The organism is Arthrobacter sp. KUASC02 (genome assembly GCF_059739395.1).
The window spans coordinates 3,586,664-3,601,897 of sequence record NZ_AP046053.1 but is presented as its reverse complement, the minus strand read 5'-3'; the positions used below and the strand labels follow the sequence as shown (position 1 = coordinate 3,601,897).

Here is a 15,234-nt window from a genome sequence, read left to right as displayed (position 1 = left end):
GTCAGCCGGGGACACGGGGTAGGCGACCAAAAACCCGTTTGGCAGTCTTGACGCTGATCACCGCGATTGCGGCGGCGCCACATCCAGCGGGGTCACGGCACCCGCAGCGAGCCCCGTCCCCAAGCCGCGGACCGTCCAGCCTTCCGCCTGCCAGGCCGCAGCGTCCAGCACATTGCGTGCGTCCAGCACCGTCCGCCGTCGTACCAGCGCCCCTGCATCCGCCGGCGACAGCGTCCGGTATTCGTCCCATTCCGTCAGCAGCAGCACCAGCTCGGCGCCCTCAAGCGCCCGGTCCTTGGAGGCTTCGAACCGCAGCTGCGGGTAACGCATCCAGGCATTGTTGATCGCCTTCGGATCCGTCACGGTCACATGTGCGCCGGCTTCTGCCAACTGCAGGGCCACGTCCAAGGCAGGGGAGTCGCGGATATCGTCCGTGTCCGGCTTGAACGCCGCACCCAGCACCCAGCACCGTCACCGTCCGCCCGGCCAGGCTGCCGCCGCAGAGCTCGCGGGCGATGTCCGCCGTCCTCGACCGCTGGCTTAGGTTGGTGGCATCCACCGTGCCCATCCAGTCGTCCACCGATCCCACACCCAGCGCCGCGGCCTGGGCCCGGAAGCTGCGGATGTCCTTGGGCAGGCAGCCGCCGCCGAAGCCCAGCCCGGCATGCAGGTACCGGCTGCCGATCCGCGGATCCAGCCCCATCGCCTCACCCAGTTCGGTGACGTCCGCGCCGGAGGCATCGCACAGCTCGGCCATCGCATTGATGAAGCTAACCTTCGTGGCCAGGTAAGCGTTCGACGCCGACTTGATCAGTTCCGCGGTGGCAAAGTTGCTCACCAGCCGCGGAATTCCGGTGCGCAGCAGCGGCTCGTAGACGGCATCCAGGGCCGCCGTCACACCGCGGCCGGCGCCGCTTGTCCGGTGGAACGCGGCAGCGCTGCCGCCCGGCACACCGTAGACCAGGCGGTCCGGCACCAGCGAATCCTTCACGGCCGTGCCCTGCCGCAGGAACTCCGGGTTCCAGCCGAGCAGCACATCCGGGCGCCCGGACAGGATGCCGGCCAGCATCTCGACCGTCCCCACCGGCACCGTGGACTTACCCACGACGGCGGAGCCCCGGCCCAGGTGCGGACGGAGGCTTTCGGTGGCGGCGAGCAGGTAGCTGAGGTCGGCGCCGCCGGACGTCTTGGACTGCGGGGTGCCAACACAGAGGAAGTGCACCTCGGCGCCGGCGGCATCCGCGAAATCCGTGGAGAACGTAAGCAGGCCCGTGGCCCGGCCATCATGGAGCAGCTCGTCCAGGCCCGGCTCGAAAAACGGTGCGAAACCGCGGGCCAGCTGCTCCACCTTGGCGGCGTCGACGTCTATGCCCACCACGGTGTGGCCCATCGACGCCAGCGTTGCCGCGTGAACTGCGCCAAGGTAGCCGCAGCCGATGACGGAAATTTTCACAGTATTGCTCCTCGTTGGGTTTCGACAGGCTCAACCACCGGGACTCGGGTGGTGCTGACAGGCTCAACCGCTCGTCTGGTGCCGGCAGGCTCAACCACTGCGTCACCGGCGATCACCGCGCGGTAATGGCGGACCAGCTCCGCGCTCAACGCCGGCCACGTCCGTCCCTGGACCGACGCGTGGGCTGCCGCGGCAAACGCGCGGCGCTTGGCGTCGTCGCCCATCAGGTCCATGACATGGGCACGCAGCCCGGCAAGGTCGCCCGGTTTGTACAGCCAGCCGGTGCGGGAATTCTCCACCAGATCCAGCGGGCCGCCACGGCCCGTGGCCACCACCGGCACACCCGATGCCATGGCCTCCTGGATGGTCTGGCAGAAGGTCTCGAACTCGCCCGGATGCACGAACAGGTCGAAGGACGCCACCGCCCTGGCCAGCTGCTCGCCGCCCAGGAACCCCGCAAACACGGCGTTCGGCAGGGCTTCCTGCAGCGACTCGCGCTGCGGACCGTCGCCAACGATCACCAGCCGGGTGCCCGGCACGTCGGCCAGCACGGCCAGGTCCTCCACCTGCTTTTCAACGGCCAGCCGGCCCACATAGCCGATGATCCGCTCGCCGTCCGGGGCGACGGATGCCCGCCACCCGTCGTCGCGCTTTCCCGGCGCAAACCGCGCGGTATCCACACCGCGCCGCCACATGTCCACCCGCAATACCCCGCGGCCGCGCAGTTGGTTCAGCGCGAAAGTGGACGGCACCAGCGTCCGGGAAGCCAGCAAGTGGATGTTCTCCACCCGGTTCCAGGCCCAGTTCTCCATGAACGGCACTTCGTAGCGCGCCGCGTAGCTGGGCACCTCGGTCTGGTAGATCGCCACCGTGGGAATGCCCAGTTGGTGGGCCGCCTGCACCGCCCGCCAGCCAAGCACGAACGGGGATGCGAGGTGGACAACGTCCGGCGCGTAATCGGCAAGGATTCTCTTGACCCGGTTCACACCGCCCAACGCCACCCGCACGTTCGTGTACCCGGCCAGCGGCACGGACGGAAGCCGGTGCACGAACGCGCCGTGCACCACGTCCAGGACCTCTGTGTCCTGTGTCGACGGGGCGATCACCATCACGTCATCGCCCCTCTCCTGCAGATGCTCAAGCACCCGAAGGATGGAGTGTGTCACCCCGTTCATCAGTGGCAGGAATGATTCAGCAACAATTGCGATCCTCACCCCTCCACGGTGCGGGCGGTGCGTTGCGCCGAGGGGGAGCGGGCATGACGGGCAAGGGAAGGTTGGGTTAACAGCGGGGCCCGGCAACTTCACAGGGCCCGGACGCTGCCCCTTGACACCCCCAGGCAGACAAGGGACAGCATCCGGACCGGCCTGATGATCAGCGGCCTGCCGCCGAACCCGCCCGGCCCATGGGGTCCGGCCAGTTGCCGATGCGGTCCTGCATGGCGTCGGGCCACCAACCGATGCGGGCGTTCATGGGGTCGGGCCAGTTGCCGATGCGGTCCTGCGTGGCGTCGGGCCACCAACCGATGCGGGCGTTCATGGGGTCGGGCCAGTTGCCGATGCGGTCCTGCGTGGCGTCGGGCCACCAACCGATGCGGGCGTTCATGGGGTCGGGCCAGTTGCCGATGCGGTCCTGCGTGGCGTCGGGCCACCAACCGATGCGGGCGTTCATGGGGTCGGGCCAGTTGCCGATGCGTGACTGGGCGGGTGCTGAGCGGACAATATCGGTGGCGCTGAAGAGCTGGGTGCTGACGGACATGACTTTTCTCCTGACTGAGTTTTGATTTCCGTACGCCGATGGCGTCGGTGGTGGCCATGTTCTGCCTGGAAAAGCGCAGAGGTGACCTGCTCAGTCGGGGGAAGACCCCGGATCAAATGACGGGCCCGCGGCGAGGATCAGGGCGGCGTCCGGCACGAGGCAGCGGCTGGCATCGTGCAGCGGATTCCAGAACCCGTCGACGTCGCCCGACGCCTCGGCACCGGCGCTGCCCGTGCCAGAGGACGCGGAGCCGGACTGGTTCTGGACGCCGGCGAATCGGAGCCCCGCGTCGCGCGCCGGTTCCTCGGCCGGCGTCGGCCCGGCGGAAACCAAGTAACCGACGGTTGCTGCCAGCACTCGCGCTCCGTGTGTATTCGCCAGGAACTGCAACGGAGAAAGCGCGCTCCTGACCAGCTGCGGAACAGCGGGGAATCCTGCGGGCTGCCCCGCGCCTGAGCGGGAGGCTGCCTCCACGCCGCCGGCAGCGGCCGCCGGTTGTGAGCGAACGTCCGACGCCGGAAGCCGGGTACCGCGTGAGTGACCGGGCACGGCCTTGTCCGGCTTCTGCCCTGGAACCTGGGGCGGGACCTGTGGCCGTGGAAGAGTGGACACCGGGTCCGTCGGAAATGGCACCGCCGGCACATGAAGGTCCGGCAGCGTGGACGCCAGGGAATCCACCACGGAGACGGTCTTGTCCACAGTGCCGGTCACCGTATCTGTGACCGTTTTGACGAGCGGCGCGGCCGGAAGCAGCGGAGCGGCCGGAAGCAGCGGAGCGGCCGTGTCCATCAAGTCGCTGACCACTTGAGATGTCCCGCTGAGCACAGGATCCACAACGTCCACGACGGTCTCAGCGGTGCGGACGGCCGGCAACGGCACAGTGACGGCGGGAGCTGGAACGTCCCGGACAGCCTGAACGGGAGGTTCGGGGGATTCCTGACCGGTGTGCGGCACCGCGGCCGGAACGATGTCCCGGACGAGCGATGCAGCGGCCTGCCCGATCCCGCCCAGCGGGTCCGGAGCGTCAGAGGCGGCATTCGCCGGGCCGGCGGCCAACGCCAGCCAGGAACCTGTCAGAACGACGGCGAGCAGGAGCGGGCGCACGGAAGACCGGCAACGATCACGGAAAGTACGCACCATCCAGATCACCCCCCAGAGGCAATGGAAAATCAGGATACGCCCGGAGCTGTCTGACCGTCCAGACCTTCGCGCTCGGCAGCTGAAACGGGGCGCCGTAAAATTGGTGTTAGAGGTGTTCCAGAGATGTCCGGGCCAATCGTCGTCGTCCTGATTTTCCTTGCCGTCGTTGCCCTGCTGGGGGTGATCGGCACGGTGGTGGTGGTCCTGCGCGACGGCCGCGGGATCCTGCCGCGGGAAGAGTCCGAGCGGCCCTGGATGGCGGGCAACCTGCCCAGTGTTCCGTACTCCATCTGGCGGTTCTGACCCAGGCTGGCGCCTGAAGCGGGACTCAGCGCCCGCCGTCGTGCCTTAACACCTCCGGCAGTTCGTCCACATAGACGGTCTGCGGCGGATCAAAATAGATCACCAGCACCTCGTCGCCCACTGCATACACGCTGGTCTTGTCGAACGGGTGGGCATGGAAGGCCATGGTGCCGCCGAGGTAGGGCAGCATGACTTCGCCGATGGTGCCCGGGCCGATGCGTCCGGTCACCCGGCCGATCTTGCCGGTAAGGCTACGGTCGACGTCCTTACGCATCAGGGGCTTTCGCCGGACGTTTGCCTTCCCGGGTGTTTCTCAGCGCCGAAGAGAGGGCCGGGAGGTAGTCGCCCACCTGGGCGAGGATGCCGCCGAGCATCTTGTTGACGCCTTCCCCGCCGTTGAGCACCGTCATCTGTCCCACGTGCGAGAACGGTTCCGCCGCAGCAGCGATGATGGCCGGCATGTTCTCGGCGAGCTGCTGCGAAATGACGGCGTCCTGGTTGGTTCCCAGGGCCTCGGCCCGTGCCTTGATGCCCTCCGCCTCCGCCAGCGCCTTCGCCTTGATGGCCGACGCGGCAGCATCACCGCGCGCCCGGGTGGCCGCGGCTTCCGCCTCGCCGGTGACCTTGGTCGCCCCTGCCGCGGCCGCAGCTGCGGTGGCATTTGCCTGCGCCTGGAGTTCCGTCCGGCGGGCGTTCACCTGGGCTTCGAGTTCGGTGCGGCGGGCCAGCGCCTCGGCGGCACTGATGTCCGCCGCCTTCTGGCCCTCGGCGTCCGTCCGCTTGGCGTAGGCCTTGGCGTCGGCGGGCTTGCGGATGGTGGTCTGGAGCTTCTGCTCTTCCCGGTCGGCCTCAAGCTTGGCCACCTCGGTTTCCTGGACCACCACCTGCTGCCGCGCGGTTGCATCCGCCAGCGGCCCCGCCTGGGCGGCGTTGGCCTTGGCCCGTTCGGCATTGGCCTGCGCCACGGACTGCCGGATGGCCGAAACACTCTGGGCATCAGCAATGAGCGCCGCTGCCTCCGCTTCCTTCTCCGCAGCCTCACGGTTCCTGGTGGCCTCGGCGATGCGGGCTTCCATCTTCACCTGGGCGATGTGCGGCTTGGCGATGTTCTGGATGTAGCCCGTGGGGTCTTGCAGGTCCTTGATCTGGAGCGAATCCACAACCAGGCCCAGCTTCTCCATCTCCACGCCGCTGGCGCTGCGGACCTGCGAACCGAGCTTGTCCCGCTCGCGGATGATTTCCTCCACGGTCATGCTGCCGATGATCGACCTCAGGTGCCCTTCAAAGACGTTATAGACCTGGCTTTCCATTTTGGGCTGCTGGCCCAGAAAGCGCCTGGCTGCATTTGCAATGAAGGGCGGGGCATCGCCGATTTTGTAAATAACAACACCCTCCACAATTACCTGTATGCCCTGCGAGGTAACACAGGAAACTTTGAGCTCAGTTTCGTTCAGCGTGAGTGACAGGGTCCGTACTGTCTGAAGCCCGGGAAAGACCAGCGCACCCTTGCCGGTGACAATCTTGAAGTCCATTCCGGCCCGTGTTTCCAAGGTTCCACGGGTCAATCCGGAGATGATCAGGGCCTCGTTGGGTTCAGCCACCTTCCACATCAGCTTTATTGCCACCCAGATAAAGCCGACGATGAGAACCGCGCCGATGATGGCGGCAATTAGCGGGAAGAATGCTGATAGATCCGGCATGGCCAGGTCCTTTCGAGGATGTGGATCAGGCATTTCGGTAAAGCCCCAATATTCCAGCTGGTCGTTCCTGGAAGGCCGGAATGCGCGTAATTCCGGACGGCTGGGCCAGCTGTTGTAGACAGTCTGATCGGCGCCTGCCGTGAAGTCCAGCAATTCGGCGGGACAGGGGGAGAAAGGCCCCTGTTGTGGTGCCCGCAGCTGTGGAAGGGTGGGACATGGGTCCGAGGTCTGATCCGGAGAGGACATTTGCCATGCGTGGAATTTCCGGATGGGCCCTCCGGGTCGCGTGGGAGACCTGGCGGGCTGAGCGCGGCGGGCCGGAGGCGTTCAACCGCCTGCAGCAGGCCCGGCTTTCGGCACTCGTGGAGTTCGCCCGGTCCGCCTCGCCGTACTACCGCCGCCTCTACCGGGATCTCGCGGACACGGTCAACGAGCCGGCCCAGCTGCCGCCGGTGGGCAAACGGGACCTGATGGCGAACTTCGACGACTGGGTGACGGACCCGCACATCACGTTGGCGAAGCTGAAGTCGGAACTGCTCTCCGACCTGTCACGGCTGGGCAGCCTCTACCGCGGGCAGTACCTGGTGGTGACCACGTCCGGCACATCAGGTGAGCCGGCCGTCCTGATCCATGACCGGTTCTCCTGGGTGATGGTGAACGTGGTGGTCCGGATCCGGGAACGCCGCAATCTGGTGAGGGCTTCGGAAGTGCGGGACTTCCTGTTCCGGGGGCTGCGGGCGGCGGCCCTCGTGGCGTCTGGCGGCCACTTCGCCGGCGTCGTTTTGACCGAAAACGCCCGACGGCGGGCCCCCGCCATTGCGCGGCGTCTCAGGGTCTTCTCGGTGCTGAGGCCGTTGTCCGAGCTGGTGGCGGAACTGAACACTTTCAAGCCGACCCTGCTCTTCGGCTATCCGAGCGCGGTGATCCAGCTGGCCGCGGAGCAAAAGGCCGGGCGGCTCAGGATCCGGCCCGTGCTGGTCATTTGTTCCGGCGAGAACCTGTCCGCCAGCGGACAGGCAGCCATCGAAGCGGCGTTCGGCTGCCGGGTCACCCAGCGCTATCTTTCCTCGGAGGTCCCGGCGCTGACCAGCCAGTGCCGGCACGGCGCCTTCCACGTCAATACGGACTGGTACATCCTCGAGCCCGTGGACGCGGACTACGCGCCGGTCCCGGCCGGCACCACCTCCCACACGGTGCTCGTCACCAACCTGGCCAACCGGGTGCAGCCGCTGATCCGCTACGACCTCGGGGACCGGGTCACGCTCGCCACGGAACCGTGCCCGTGCGGCAGCCCGTTTCCGGCCGTGAGCATCGACGGCCGGACGGGGGACCTTGTCTCCTTTGCGGCAGCGGACGGGAGCGCCGTGACAGTCCTGCCGCTCGCACTCGGCACGGTGATCGAGGAGACACCCGGAGTGCGCAGGTTCCAGGCCATCCGCACTGGACCGGGGAACCTGACGGTCCGGCTCGAGATCCTGCCGGGTGCAGCCTTGGCCGGGGTACGCACGGCGGTGACGGAGCGGTTGGACGAGTACTTCGCCGCCGTTGGCGCCGGACCGGTGGCGGTTGAGCATGCGGACGAGCTGCCCCGGCCGGACCGCAGCGGCAAGTTCCGGCAGGTCTGGTCCGTGCGGTGAGCTGACGGGAGGGGCGGGTGGAGCGCGAACGGACAGTTGCGGCCCCAAAAAGCGGGGCCGCAACTGTCCGTTCGCGCTGGATTAGTGGGCGTGCTCTGGCTCCGGGACCTGGGCCACCACAGGGTGGTCGCGGCCCAGGTTGCCCAAGGGTGAGGCGCCCTGCGGCGACCCCAGTTCCTCGAAGAACTCCACGTTGGCCCGGATGTAGTCGGCCCACTCGTCGGGAATGTCGTCCGAATAGTAGATCGCCTCCACCGGACACACCGGATCGCACGCTCCGCAGTCCACGCATTCGGACGGGTGGATGTACAGCGAGCGTTCACCCTCGTAGATGCAGTCCACCGGGCATTCCTCGATGCAGGCTTTATCCTTCACATCCACGCAAGGCTGGGCGATCACATACGTCATGGTGCGCTACACGCCCGTGTAAACGGTTTTGACCCAGGTGAAGAAGTCCAGCGCGGACTTTCCCTGCTCGCGGAACGTGTTGGTGGAGGAGTCCTTTACACCGCCGAACGGCACATTCAGGTCCAGGCCCGCCGTCGGCCGGTTGACCTTGACCACGCCGGCCTGGGCCCGCGCGGCGAAGTCGGTGGCGAGCTTCAGCGAATCGGTGCAGATGCCTGCAGTGAGGCCGTAGCGGGAGTCGTTGATCGCGGCCAGTCCGGCTTCATAGTCGGCCACTTCGAGGACCGCCACCACGGGCCCGAAGATTTCCTCGGTCACGGCGTCGTCGTCGAACGGCAGGTCCGTCAGCACGGCAGCCGGGAAGTGCAGCGGACGGTCCGCGTCGCCGTCGTGCGTTTCGTCCAGGATCCCGGAGCCGGCCAGCAGGGTGGCTCCGCGTTCGACGGCGGAACGCACCGCCGCGGTGTTCTGCGCGAACTGCTGGCTGCTCACCACGGCCCCCATCCGGACAGCGTCCGGACCATCAGCGTCCATGCCGTCACCGGGAGTGTACGCGGCGGCTTCCTCGGTGAGCGCGTCAAGGAACGCGGCGCGGATGCCCGGGGTGACGTAGACGCGGGAGGTTGCGGTGCAGGCCTGGCCGGTGAGACCGAACGCGCCGGCGGCCACCACTGTGGCGGCCTTGCGGGCGTCGGCATCGTCGAGCACCAGGACGCCGTTCTTGCCGCCCATCTCCAGCTGCACCCGGGCGCGGCGGGCGTTCAGGATCTCCTGCAGGCCCAGCCCCACGTTGGTGGACCCGGTGAAGGAGAGCCCGGCGATGCGCGGGTCGCGGGCCAGGGCGTCGCCCACCACGCGGCCCTTGCCGTGCACCACGTTGAACACGCCGGCGGGGAGTCCGGCGTCCTGCAGCGCCCGGGCCAGGTGCGTGGCGGAGAGCGGGGTGAGCTCGGCAGGCTTGATGACCACGGCGTTGCCGCTGATCAGGGCCGGGGCCGATTTCCAGGCCGGGATGGCGATGGGGAAGTTCCACGGCGTGATCAGCCCCACGACGCCCAGGGCCTCGCGGCGGGTGGTGATGGTGGTGTCCGGCAGGCCGCTGGGCAGCACTTCGCCGGTGGCGGCCCAGCCGAGCGAGCCGAAGAAGCGCAGCACGTCCGAGGCGCGCTTGACCTCGCCCTTGGCCTCGGCGAGGGTCTTGCCTTCCTCACGGACCAGGTCTTCGGCGATGGCGCTCTGGCGGTCGATCAGCAGGTTGCCGGCGGTGATGAGGATGGCGCCGCGGGAGGGGGCGGGCAGTGCTGCCCATCCCGGCTGCGCTGCCGCGGCGGCCGTGATGGCGGCGTCCACGTCCGCGGCGGTGCCGCTGGGGGAGAGTGCTGCGAGTTCGCCCGGGCGGGCCGGGTTCATCCGCTCGGTGTCCGCCTCGCCCAGCCATTCGCCGTTGATGAGGTGCCGGGCGGTGATGAGTTCGCGGCCGGTGGAAGTGGGGGTGGTGGCGTCGGTGGCAGTGGAAGTCATGGGGTTCCTTTGGGAATCGTGGGGAAGTAGGGGAGCTACAGGCTGCGGATAAGGCCGCCGTCGCAGCGGAGCGCGACGCCGGTGATGTACGACGCCGGGGCGCTGCAGAGGAACGCGGCGGCGGCGCCGAACTCCTCCGGCTCGCCATAGCGGCGGGCGGGGATGGTTTTGCGTGACTCGAGCTGGATGTCCTCAACGGTGGTGCCGCGGCGCTTGGCGGCGGCCTGGTCCAGTTCGGCCACCCGGTCCGTGGCGATCCGGCCGGGGAGGAGCATGTTGACCGTGACGGAGTCCAGGGCAACCTCTGCGGCGAGGGTCTTGAGGTAGCCGGCCAGCGCGGCCCGGCCGGTGTTGGACACGGCCAGGTTGGGCAGCGGGGCCACCACTCCGCTGGAGCCGACGGCGAGGATGCGGCCCCAGCGCCGCTCCCGCATGCCGGGAAGCACCTGGGAGATGAGCGCGTGGTGCGGTTTGACCAGGAGCTCGAATGCGGCGGCGATGTCCTCGGAGCTGAGCGTCGCCGCGGCGCCGGGCTTGGGGCCGGGACCGTTGAGCACCAGGATGTCGATGGGACCGAGGTCCGCCACGGTCTGTTCGACGGCGGACTCGATGCCTTCCGGCGTGGTCAGGTCCGCTTCGATGGCGATGGCTCCTGTGCCATACGCCGTGTGCAGTTCCGCGGCGATTTCCTTGGCGCGGTCGCGGCGGCGGCCGATGACTGCCACGCGGACGCCTTCGGCGGACAATGCGCGGGCAACGGCGAGGCCCAGGCCGCCGGTTGAGGCGGCCACGAGGGCGGTTTTTCCGGCGATTCCGAGGTTCATCAGTAACTCCCTACAGAGGTGTGTTCGTGGGTGGCAGCTGACTCAAGCGCAGCAGCAGCTTCCCGCAGGTGCGTAAGCATGCTGTAGCGCAGCTTCTCCGGGAACTCCGCGGCCGGAGCCCGGACGCCCGAATCCTTGATGAGTCCGCGCTTCCGCAGGCATTCCTTGCGGACGGCCAGTGCGATTTTGGCCTGCTGCTCGAAGTTGATCAGCGGCAGGTAGGGCAGCAGCTGGTCCCGCGCGGCTTCGTATCCGTCGCGCTGCCACGCCCGGACACAGGCAATCAATGCTTCGGGATAGGAGAAACCGGTCATGGCGCCCGCTGCGCCGGCCATCAGCTCGTCCAGCAGGCCCTGCCCGCCCAGCCCGCCGAAAACGGAGACCCTGCCCACCAGCGCGGCCGTCAGTTCTGCGATGGACACACTGGTGGGCGGCGCTTCGGCCTTCACCGCGACCACGAAACTGCACCACTTCACGACGGAAATGAGGGCCTGGGTGCTGATGCTGACGCCGCTGGCCAGCGGATAGTCCTGCAGGACCACCTTCGCGCCGGTGGCCCGGTGGATGGCGTCCAGGTGTGCGATCACTACTTCGGGCCTGGCGGAGTTGGCCTGTACCATCACAGCAGCGAGGCGCTCGCCGGCCACGGCCTGGGCCGCTGTAATCTCGTCGATGGCGGGCCGGGTGGCCAGGGCGGTGATGCCCACCACCAGTGGCAGGTCCGTGCATTCGACGGCGATTTCGAGCACCTGGCGCCGCTCCTCCGCGGTGAGGGCCGCGGCTTCGCCGAACACGCCGAGGACCGTCAGCCCCGTGGCGCCGATGGCTTCGTAGTGCTCCACCAATTCGGACAGGCTGTCCAGGTCCACGTCCAGGGTGCTGCCCTGGAAGGGTGTTGCCACCACGCCCCAGACGCCGGGCGCCAGGGAATCGCGTTCCTGTGGTTCGCGGGAATCCGTCCCGGTTGCGTCGTTCAGTGATCCAGTCATGGAATCCTCCTCGAAATTGTTGCGGGTCAGCGGCCGGGCCAGACCGGCGGCCGCTTTTCCTGGAAGGCGCGGACGCCTTCGGCTGAGTCCTCGCTGTCCAGCGCGGCCATCAGGGCCGGCAGCCGGAGCCCGCGGGCCTCCTTGGCGGTGAGGTGCCCGGTCTGCGTGACCATCTGCTTCACGGCCCGCACCGAGGTGGGGGCGCACGCAAGGATCTGGTCCACCCAGCGCTGCACCGCGGCGTCGAGCTCTTCTGCCGGGACCACCTCGTTGACCAGTCCCATGGACTGCATTTCCGCGGCGCCAGCCTTCCGGCCGGTCAGCAGCATGCCCATCGCCTGGGTGTACGGGATCCGGCGCACCAGCTGGTGGATGCCGCCGTCGAGCGCCAAGCGCCCCACCCGCGGTTCCGTGAGCCCGAACCTGGCATTGTCCGACGCCACCACGATGTCCGCGCCGAGCACGATCTCCATGCCGCCGCCGAGCGCGTAGCCGTTCACCCGGGCAATCACCGGCACATCGAGCGACGTGCGCAGGCTCAGCCCGCCGAAGCCGTTCGGGTCCAGGCCGGCCCAGTACTCCAGGCCGGTCTTGTCCACGGCGGAGGCGGACATGTCCGCCCCGACGCAGAACGCGCGGGTCCCGGCGCCGGTGATGACCACGGCGCGGACGTCGGAGTCCTGTTCCAGCTGGTCCCAGATCTCGTTGAGCCGGGCCTGGGCGGTTCCGTCGACGGCGTTGAGCACGTGCTGCCGGTCGATCACCACCGTGGCCACATGGTTCTCGATGGTCAGGGTGATCTGGTCCACTGCGTTCGAGACGGCCGTCTCCGCGGGAGCCTCCGAAATCGCGGTCACCGCAGGACCCCCAGCTGCTGCAGGCGCTCGATGGTCTCCTCATCGAAGCCGTTCTCCAGCAGGACCTCCACATTGTGCTCACCGAGGCGCGGCGCCACGCGCCGGACGGTGGGCGGCGTGGCGGAGAGCCGGATGGGCGCGTTGAGCATGCGCACGGTCCCGACGCCGGGGTGTTCGGCCTCCACGATCATGCCGTTGGCCTCGGTCTGGGCATCGGCCAGAGCCTGCTCCAGGGTGTGGACCGGGGCGTTGAGCAGCCCCTGGTCCTCCAGCTTGCCGGTCCAGTACTCGGTGGTGTTGGTGGCGATGCGCTCGCGGAAGATGGCCTGCAGTGCCGGCTTGTGCGCGAACTGCTGCTTCAGGTCCGCAAACTCGGGCCGCTGCGTAAGGTCCTCGTCCAGCCCGAGGGCTTCGGAGATGCGGGCCAGCGGGTCCGGGGTGAAACCGCCGACCATGCACACGGCGCCGTCGGTGGTTTCGAACACGCCGCTCAGGGGCATGGCGCCCCAGTTGACCTCGTAGCCGCGGTTGAGCTGCATGCAGGCCTCCTGCATCTGCAGGTGCAGCATCGAGTCGTACATGGTCACCTCCACCTTCTGGCCGACGCCGGAGGTTTCCCGGGTGCGCAGTGCCAGCAGGATGCCCTGCATGAGGTGCATGCCGGTGATGTAGTCGCACAGCGTGGTGGGGTAGATGGACGGCTTCTGGTCGTCCGATTCCCGCCGCCACATGACACCGGAGTAGGCCTGCGCGATCGCGTCCTGGCCGCCCTTGTGCGAGTACGGGCCGACGGGGCCGAAGCCGGTGCCGGAGGCCCAGATGATGCCGGGGTTCCCGGCCTTGAGTTCCTCGTAGCCGAAGCCCATCCGCTCCATCACGCCGGAGCGGAAGTTGCTGACCACCACGTCCGCGTCCGCCATGATGGCGTGCAGGACGTTTCGGCCTTCCTCGGTGCGCGTGTCGATGGAGACGCTGCGCTTGTTGCGGTTGATGGACAGGAAGATCGGGTTGTCCTGGCCGTCCTTGTCCGGGAACGAGTTCCGCGAGATGTCCCCGGCGCCCGGGCGTTCCACCTTGATGATGTCCGCGCCGTAGTCGCCCAGCATCTGCGTGCAGGACGGGCCCATGAACACCTGGGTGAAGTCCACGATCTTGATGCCGTCTAGCGGCAGCGGGATGGCGGTGGGTTCCGCCGCGGCGGCAGGCGCCGCCGTCGTGCGTTCCAGCTCTGTCGTTTCCAGGGTCACGGTGCTCATGCCGGAACCGCCGCATCGGCGTCGACAGTGGCGTTCGACGACGGGACGTCGCCCGGGTCGGCGCCGTGACGGCGCATGCCCTGCTGGATGTCCAGGGCGGACACGTCGCGGACCAGGACGTTGTTTTCGACGGCGAGTGCTGCGGCGACGCCGACGGCCTGGCCCATGGCCATGCAGGGCGGGATCTCGCGGGACATCTTCTGCGCCTCGGGGGTGGCGGAGTAGTGGCGGCCGGCGACGAGCAGCTGGTCCACTTCCTTGGGCAGCAGCGAGCGGTACGGGTAGTAGTAGTCGCGGCCGCGGGCCACAGTGTCGGCGAAGTGGCGGCGCTGCGTGACGTCGTCCTTGGTCATGACGTACTCGCCCTGCAGCAGGCGGGTCTGGCGGACGCCCATCTGCGAGGCGACGTCCAGCATGTAGCAGTTTTCGAAGCCGGGCAGGTTGGCGCGGACGTAGTCCACGGCCTCGGAGATCCGGTCGCGGGCGGCGAACTCGGCGGCGGTCATGTCCGCCGGGTCCGTGCCGTCGAAGCCGGTCATGTGCGGGGCGTTGCACCAGACCACGCCGTCGATGGGGGTCTTGAGCCACCACAGTTCCCATGCGCCGCCGAGGAGGCGCTTGATCTTGCGGTTGATGGCGCGGGCTTCCTTCGGGTTGGCCTGCTCGAAGGCTTCGGCGGCGTCCGTGTTCACGTTGCCGAGGCGGAAGACGAGCGTGGTGAGGTAGTTGTCCTTGGCGTAGCTGGCGCCGGCCCGGGAGGCGACGTCGATGTCGCCGGTGGTGTCGATGACGATGTCCGCCATGAACGCCTGCGGGCCCAGCTTGGTCTCGCAGATGACGCCCTTGATCACGCCGTTGTCCACGATGGGGCGGGAGAACCAGGAGTGCAGACGGAGGTCCACGCCGGCCTCGCGGACCAGGTCGTTGGAGACGCGCTTCCAGCCGTCCGGGTCGAAGGCCGCGGCGTAGCAGATGGGCTTGGGGTTGGTGTGGGAGTGGAAGTCGAAGGTGCCGTAGCGGCCCCACTTGTTCCAGAGTTCCGCGGAGGTCTTGCGGTCATCGGCCGGCGGTACGACGGCGAGTCCCAGCTTCTGCAGGCGCTCCACGTATTCGGACACGATGCCGGTGACGGTGATTTCCTGGCCGTTGATCATGTCGTCCAGCACCAGCACCATGCCGCCGGAAGCGAGGCCGCCGAGGGATGAGTAGCGTTCCAGCAGGGTGACCTTGGCGCCGGAGCGGGCTGCGGTGACGGCCGCGGCCACACCTGCGGGGCCACCGCCGACCACCAGGACGTTGGAACGGGAGATGACCGGGGCGGTGAGGTCCGCCGTCGTGGTGCTGAGTTCCAGGGAGTTGAACGTTGCGGGGGAGGTCATGGGGGAGTC

General features: G+C 68.2%; 14 protein-coding genes and 1 pseudogene. 2 read left to right on the top strand and 13 right to left on the bottom strand.

Annotation, left to right across the window (positions count from 1 at the left end; all coding sequences use genetic code 11):
- Window positions 1–57 precede the first annotated feature (57 nt).
- From AC6JAC_RS16525 to AC6JAC_RS16510, 4 genes and pseudogenes are all read right to left on the bottom strand, one after another.
- A pseudogene (locus AC6JAC_RS16525) lies at window positions 58–1,453 on the bottom strand (UDP-glucose dehydrogenase family protein).
- Window positions 1,450–2,667, bottom strand: a complete 1,218-nt coding sequence (locus AC6JAC_RS16520) for a glycosyltransferase family 4 protein (protein WP_497965501.1) — start codon at window positions 2,665–2,667, stop codon at window positions 1,450–1,452. The pseudogene AC6JAC_RS16525 and the gene AC6JAC_RS16520 overlap by 4 nt, the downstream one beginning before the upstream one ends.
- 160 nt (window positions 2,668–2,827) lie before the next feature.
- Window positions 2,828–3,211: a hypothetical protein gene (locus AC6JAC_RS16515; RefSeq protein ID WP_497965499.1), complete on the bottom strand. Its 384-nt coding sequence runs from the start codon at window positions 3,209–3,211 to the stop codon at window positions 2,828–2,830.
- A gap of 90 nt (window positions 3,212–3,301) precedes the next feature.
- Window positions 3,302–4,315 carry a hypothetical protein gene (locus tag AC6JAC_RS16510; RefSeq protein WP_497965497.1) on the bottom strand — a complete coding sequence of 338 codons (1,014 nt, stop codon included), beginning with the start codon at window positions 4,313–4,315 and terminating at the stop codon, window positions 3,302–3,304.
- A 159-nt stretch (window positions 4,316–4,474) separates the two neighbouring features.
- Here AC6JAC_RS16510 and AC6JAC_RS16505 point away from each other — a divergent pair, with 159 nt between their 5' ends.
- On the top strand, window positions 4,475–4,654 hold the full coding sequence (locus AC6JAC_RS16505; protein ID WP_347899698.1) for a hypothetical protein: 180 nt from the start codon (window positions 4,475–4,477) through the stop codon (window positions 4,652–4,654).
- Between the two features lie 25 nt (window positions 4,655–4,679).
- Here the strand turns inward: AC6JAC_RS16505 and AC6JAC_RS16500 are convergent, their stop codons facing one another.
- Together AC6JAC_RS16500 and AC6JAC_RS16495 are read right to left on the bottom strand one after the other, a co-directional pair.
- Window positions 4,680–4,928, bottom strand: a complete 249-nt coding sequence (locus AC6JAC_RS16500) for an NfeD C-terminal domain-containing protein (RefSeq protein WP_043438172.1) — start codon at window positions 4,926–4,928, stop codon at window positions 4,680–4,682.
- On the bottom strand, window positions 4,921–6,354 hold the full coding sequence (locus AC6JAC_RS16495) for a flotillin family protein (RefSeq protein ID WP_028270546.1): 1,434 nt from the start codon (window positions 6,352–6,354) through the stop codon (window positions 4,921–4,923). Before AC6JAC_RS16495 ends, AC6JAC_RS16500 begins: the two co-directional genes overlap by 8 nt.
- 251 nt (window positions 6,355–6,605) lie before the next feature.
- Here AC6JAC_RS16495 and AC6JAC_RS16490 point away from each other — a divergent pair, with 251 nt between their 5' ends.
- Window positions 6,606–7,991: a phenylacetate--CoA ligase family protein gene (locus AC6JAC_RS16490; protein ID WP_497965494.1), complete on the top strand. Its 1,386-nt coding sequence runs from the start codon at window positions 6,606–6,608 to the stop codon at window positions 7,989–7,991.
- An 81-nt stretch (window positions 7,992–8,072) separates the two neighbouring features.
- On the opposite strand, the gene fdxA is transcribed toward AC6JAC_RS16490, so the two are convergent.
- The 7 genes from fdxA to AC6JAC_RS16455 are packed head-to-tail and all read right to left on the bottom strand — an operon-like array spanning window position 8,073 to window position 15,225.
- The gene (gene fdxA, locus AC6JAC_RS16485) at window positions 8,073–8,399 is read right to left on the bottom strand and encodes a ferredoxin (protein WP_497965492.1); all 327 of its coding nucleotides are present in this window, start codon (window positions 8,397–8,399) and stop codon (window positions 8,073–8,075) included.
- Between the two features lie 6 nt (window positions 8,400–8,405).
- Window positions 8,406–9,920: an aldehyde dehydrogenase family protein gene (locus AC6JAC_RS16480; RefSeq protein ID WP_497965490.1), complete on the bottom strand. Its 1,515-nt coding sequence runs from the start codon at window positions 9,918–9,920 to the stop codon at window positions 8,406–8,408.
- A gap of 35 nt (window positions 9,921–9,955) precedes the next feature.
- On the bottom strand, window positions 9,956–10,744 hold the full coding sequence (locus AC6JAC_RS16475) for an SDR family oxidoreductase (RefSeq protein WP_497965488.1): 789 nt from the start codon (window positions 10,742–10,744) through the stop codon (window positions 9,956–9,958).
- A complete protein-coding gene (locus tag AC6JAC_RS16470) occupies window positions 10,744–11,733 on the bottom strand; it encodes a dihydrodipicolinate synthase family protein (RefSeq protein WP_497965486.1) in 990 nt (329 codons plus the stop codon). The genes AC6JAC_RS16475 and AC6JAC_RS16470 overlap by 1 nt, the downstream gene beginning before the upstream one ends.
- Before the next feature lie 26 nt (window positions 11,734–11,759).
- Complete coding sequence (locus AC6JAC_RS16465) at window positions 11,760–12,590, bottom strand: enoyl-CoA hydratase-related protein (RefSeq protein ID WP_497965484.1); 831 nt, start codon at window positions 12,588–12,590, stop codon at window positions 11,760–11,762.
- Window positions 12,587–13,846 (bottom strand): CaiB/BaiF CoA transferase family protein, encoded by a 1,260-nt coding sequence (locus AC6JAC_RS16460; protein WP_497965482.1) that lies wholly within the window; start codon window positions 13,844–13,846, stop codon window positions 12,587–12,589. Before AC6JAC_RS16460 ends, AC6JAC_RS16465 begins: the two co-directional genes overlap by 4 nt.
- Window positions 13,843–15,225: an FAD-dependent oxidoreductase gene (locus tag AC6JAC_RS16455; protein WP_497965480.1), complete on the bottom strand. Its 1,383-nt coding sequence runs from the start codon at window positions 15,223–15,225 to the stop codon at window positions 13,843–13,845. The genes AC6JAC_RS16460 and AC6JAC_RS16455 overlap by 4 nt, the downstream gene beginning before the upstream one ends.
- Window positions 15,226–15,234 lie beyond the last annotated feature (9 nt).

Excerpts from the sequence above, each read along its gene's own strand:
- AC6JAC_RS16515 (WP_497965499.1), bottom strand. The coding sequence starts at position 3,211 with ATGTCCGTCAGCACCCAGCTCTTCAGCGCCACCGATATTGTCCGCTCA.
- AC6JAC_RS16505 (WP_347899698.1), top strand. The coding sequence starts at position 4,475 with ATGTCCGGGCCAATCGTCGTCGTCCTGATTTTCCTTGCCGTCGTTGCC.
- AC6JAC_RS16500 (WP_043438172.1), bottom strand. The coding sequence starts at position 4,928 with ATGCGTAAGGACGTCGACCGTAGCCTTACCGGCAAGATCGGCCGGGTG.
- AC6JAC_RS16495 (WP_028270546.1), bottom strand. The coding sequence starts at position 6,354 with ATGCCGGATCTATCAGCATTCTTCCCGCTAATTGCCGCCATCATCGGC.
- AC6JAC_RS16490 (WP_497965494.1), top strand. The coding sequence starts at position 6,606 with ATGCGTGGAATTTCCGGATGGGCCCTCCGGGTCGCGTGGGAGACCTGG.
- fdxA (WP_497965492.1), bottom strand. The coding sequence starts at position 8,399 with ATGACGTATGTGATCGCCCAGCCTTGCGTGGATGTGAAGGATAAAGCC.
- AC6JAC_RS16480 (WP_497965490.1), bottom strand. The coding sequence starts at position 9,920 with ATGACTTCCACTGCCACCGACGCCACCACCCCCACTTCCACCGGCCGC.
- AC6JAC_RS16475 (WP_497965488.1), bottom strand. The coding sequence starts at position 10,744 with ATGAACCTCGGAATCGCCGGAAAAACCGCCCTCGTGGCCGCCTCAACC.
- AC6JAC_RS16470 (WP_497965486.1), bottom strand. The coding sequence starts at position 11,733 with ATGACTGGATCACTGAACGACGCAACCGGGACGGATTCCCGCGAACCA.
- AC6JAC_RS16460 (WP_497965482.1), bottom strand. The coding sequence starts at position 13,846 with ATGAGCACCGTGACCCTGGAAACGACAGAGCTGGAACGCACGACGGCG.
- AC6JAC_RS16455 (WP_497965480.1), bottom strand. The coding sequence starts at position 15,225 with ATGACCTCCCCCGCAACGTTCAACTCCCTGGAACTCAGCACCACGACG.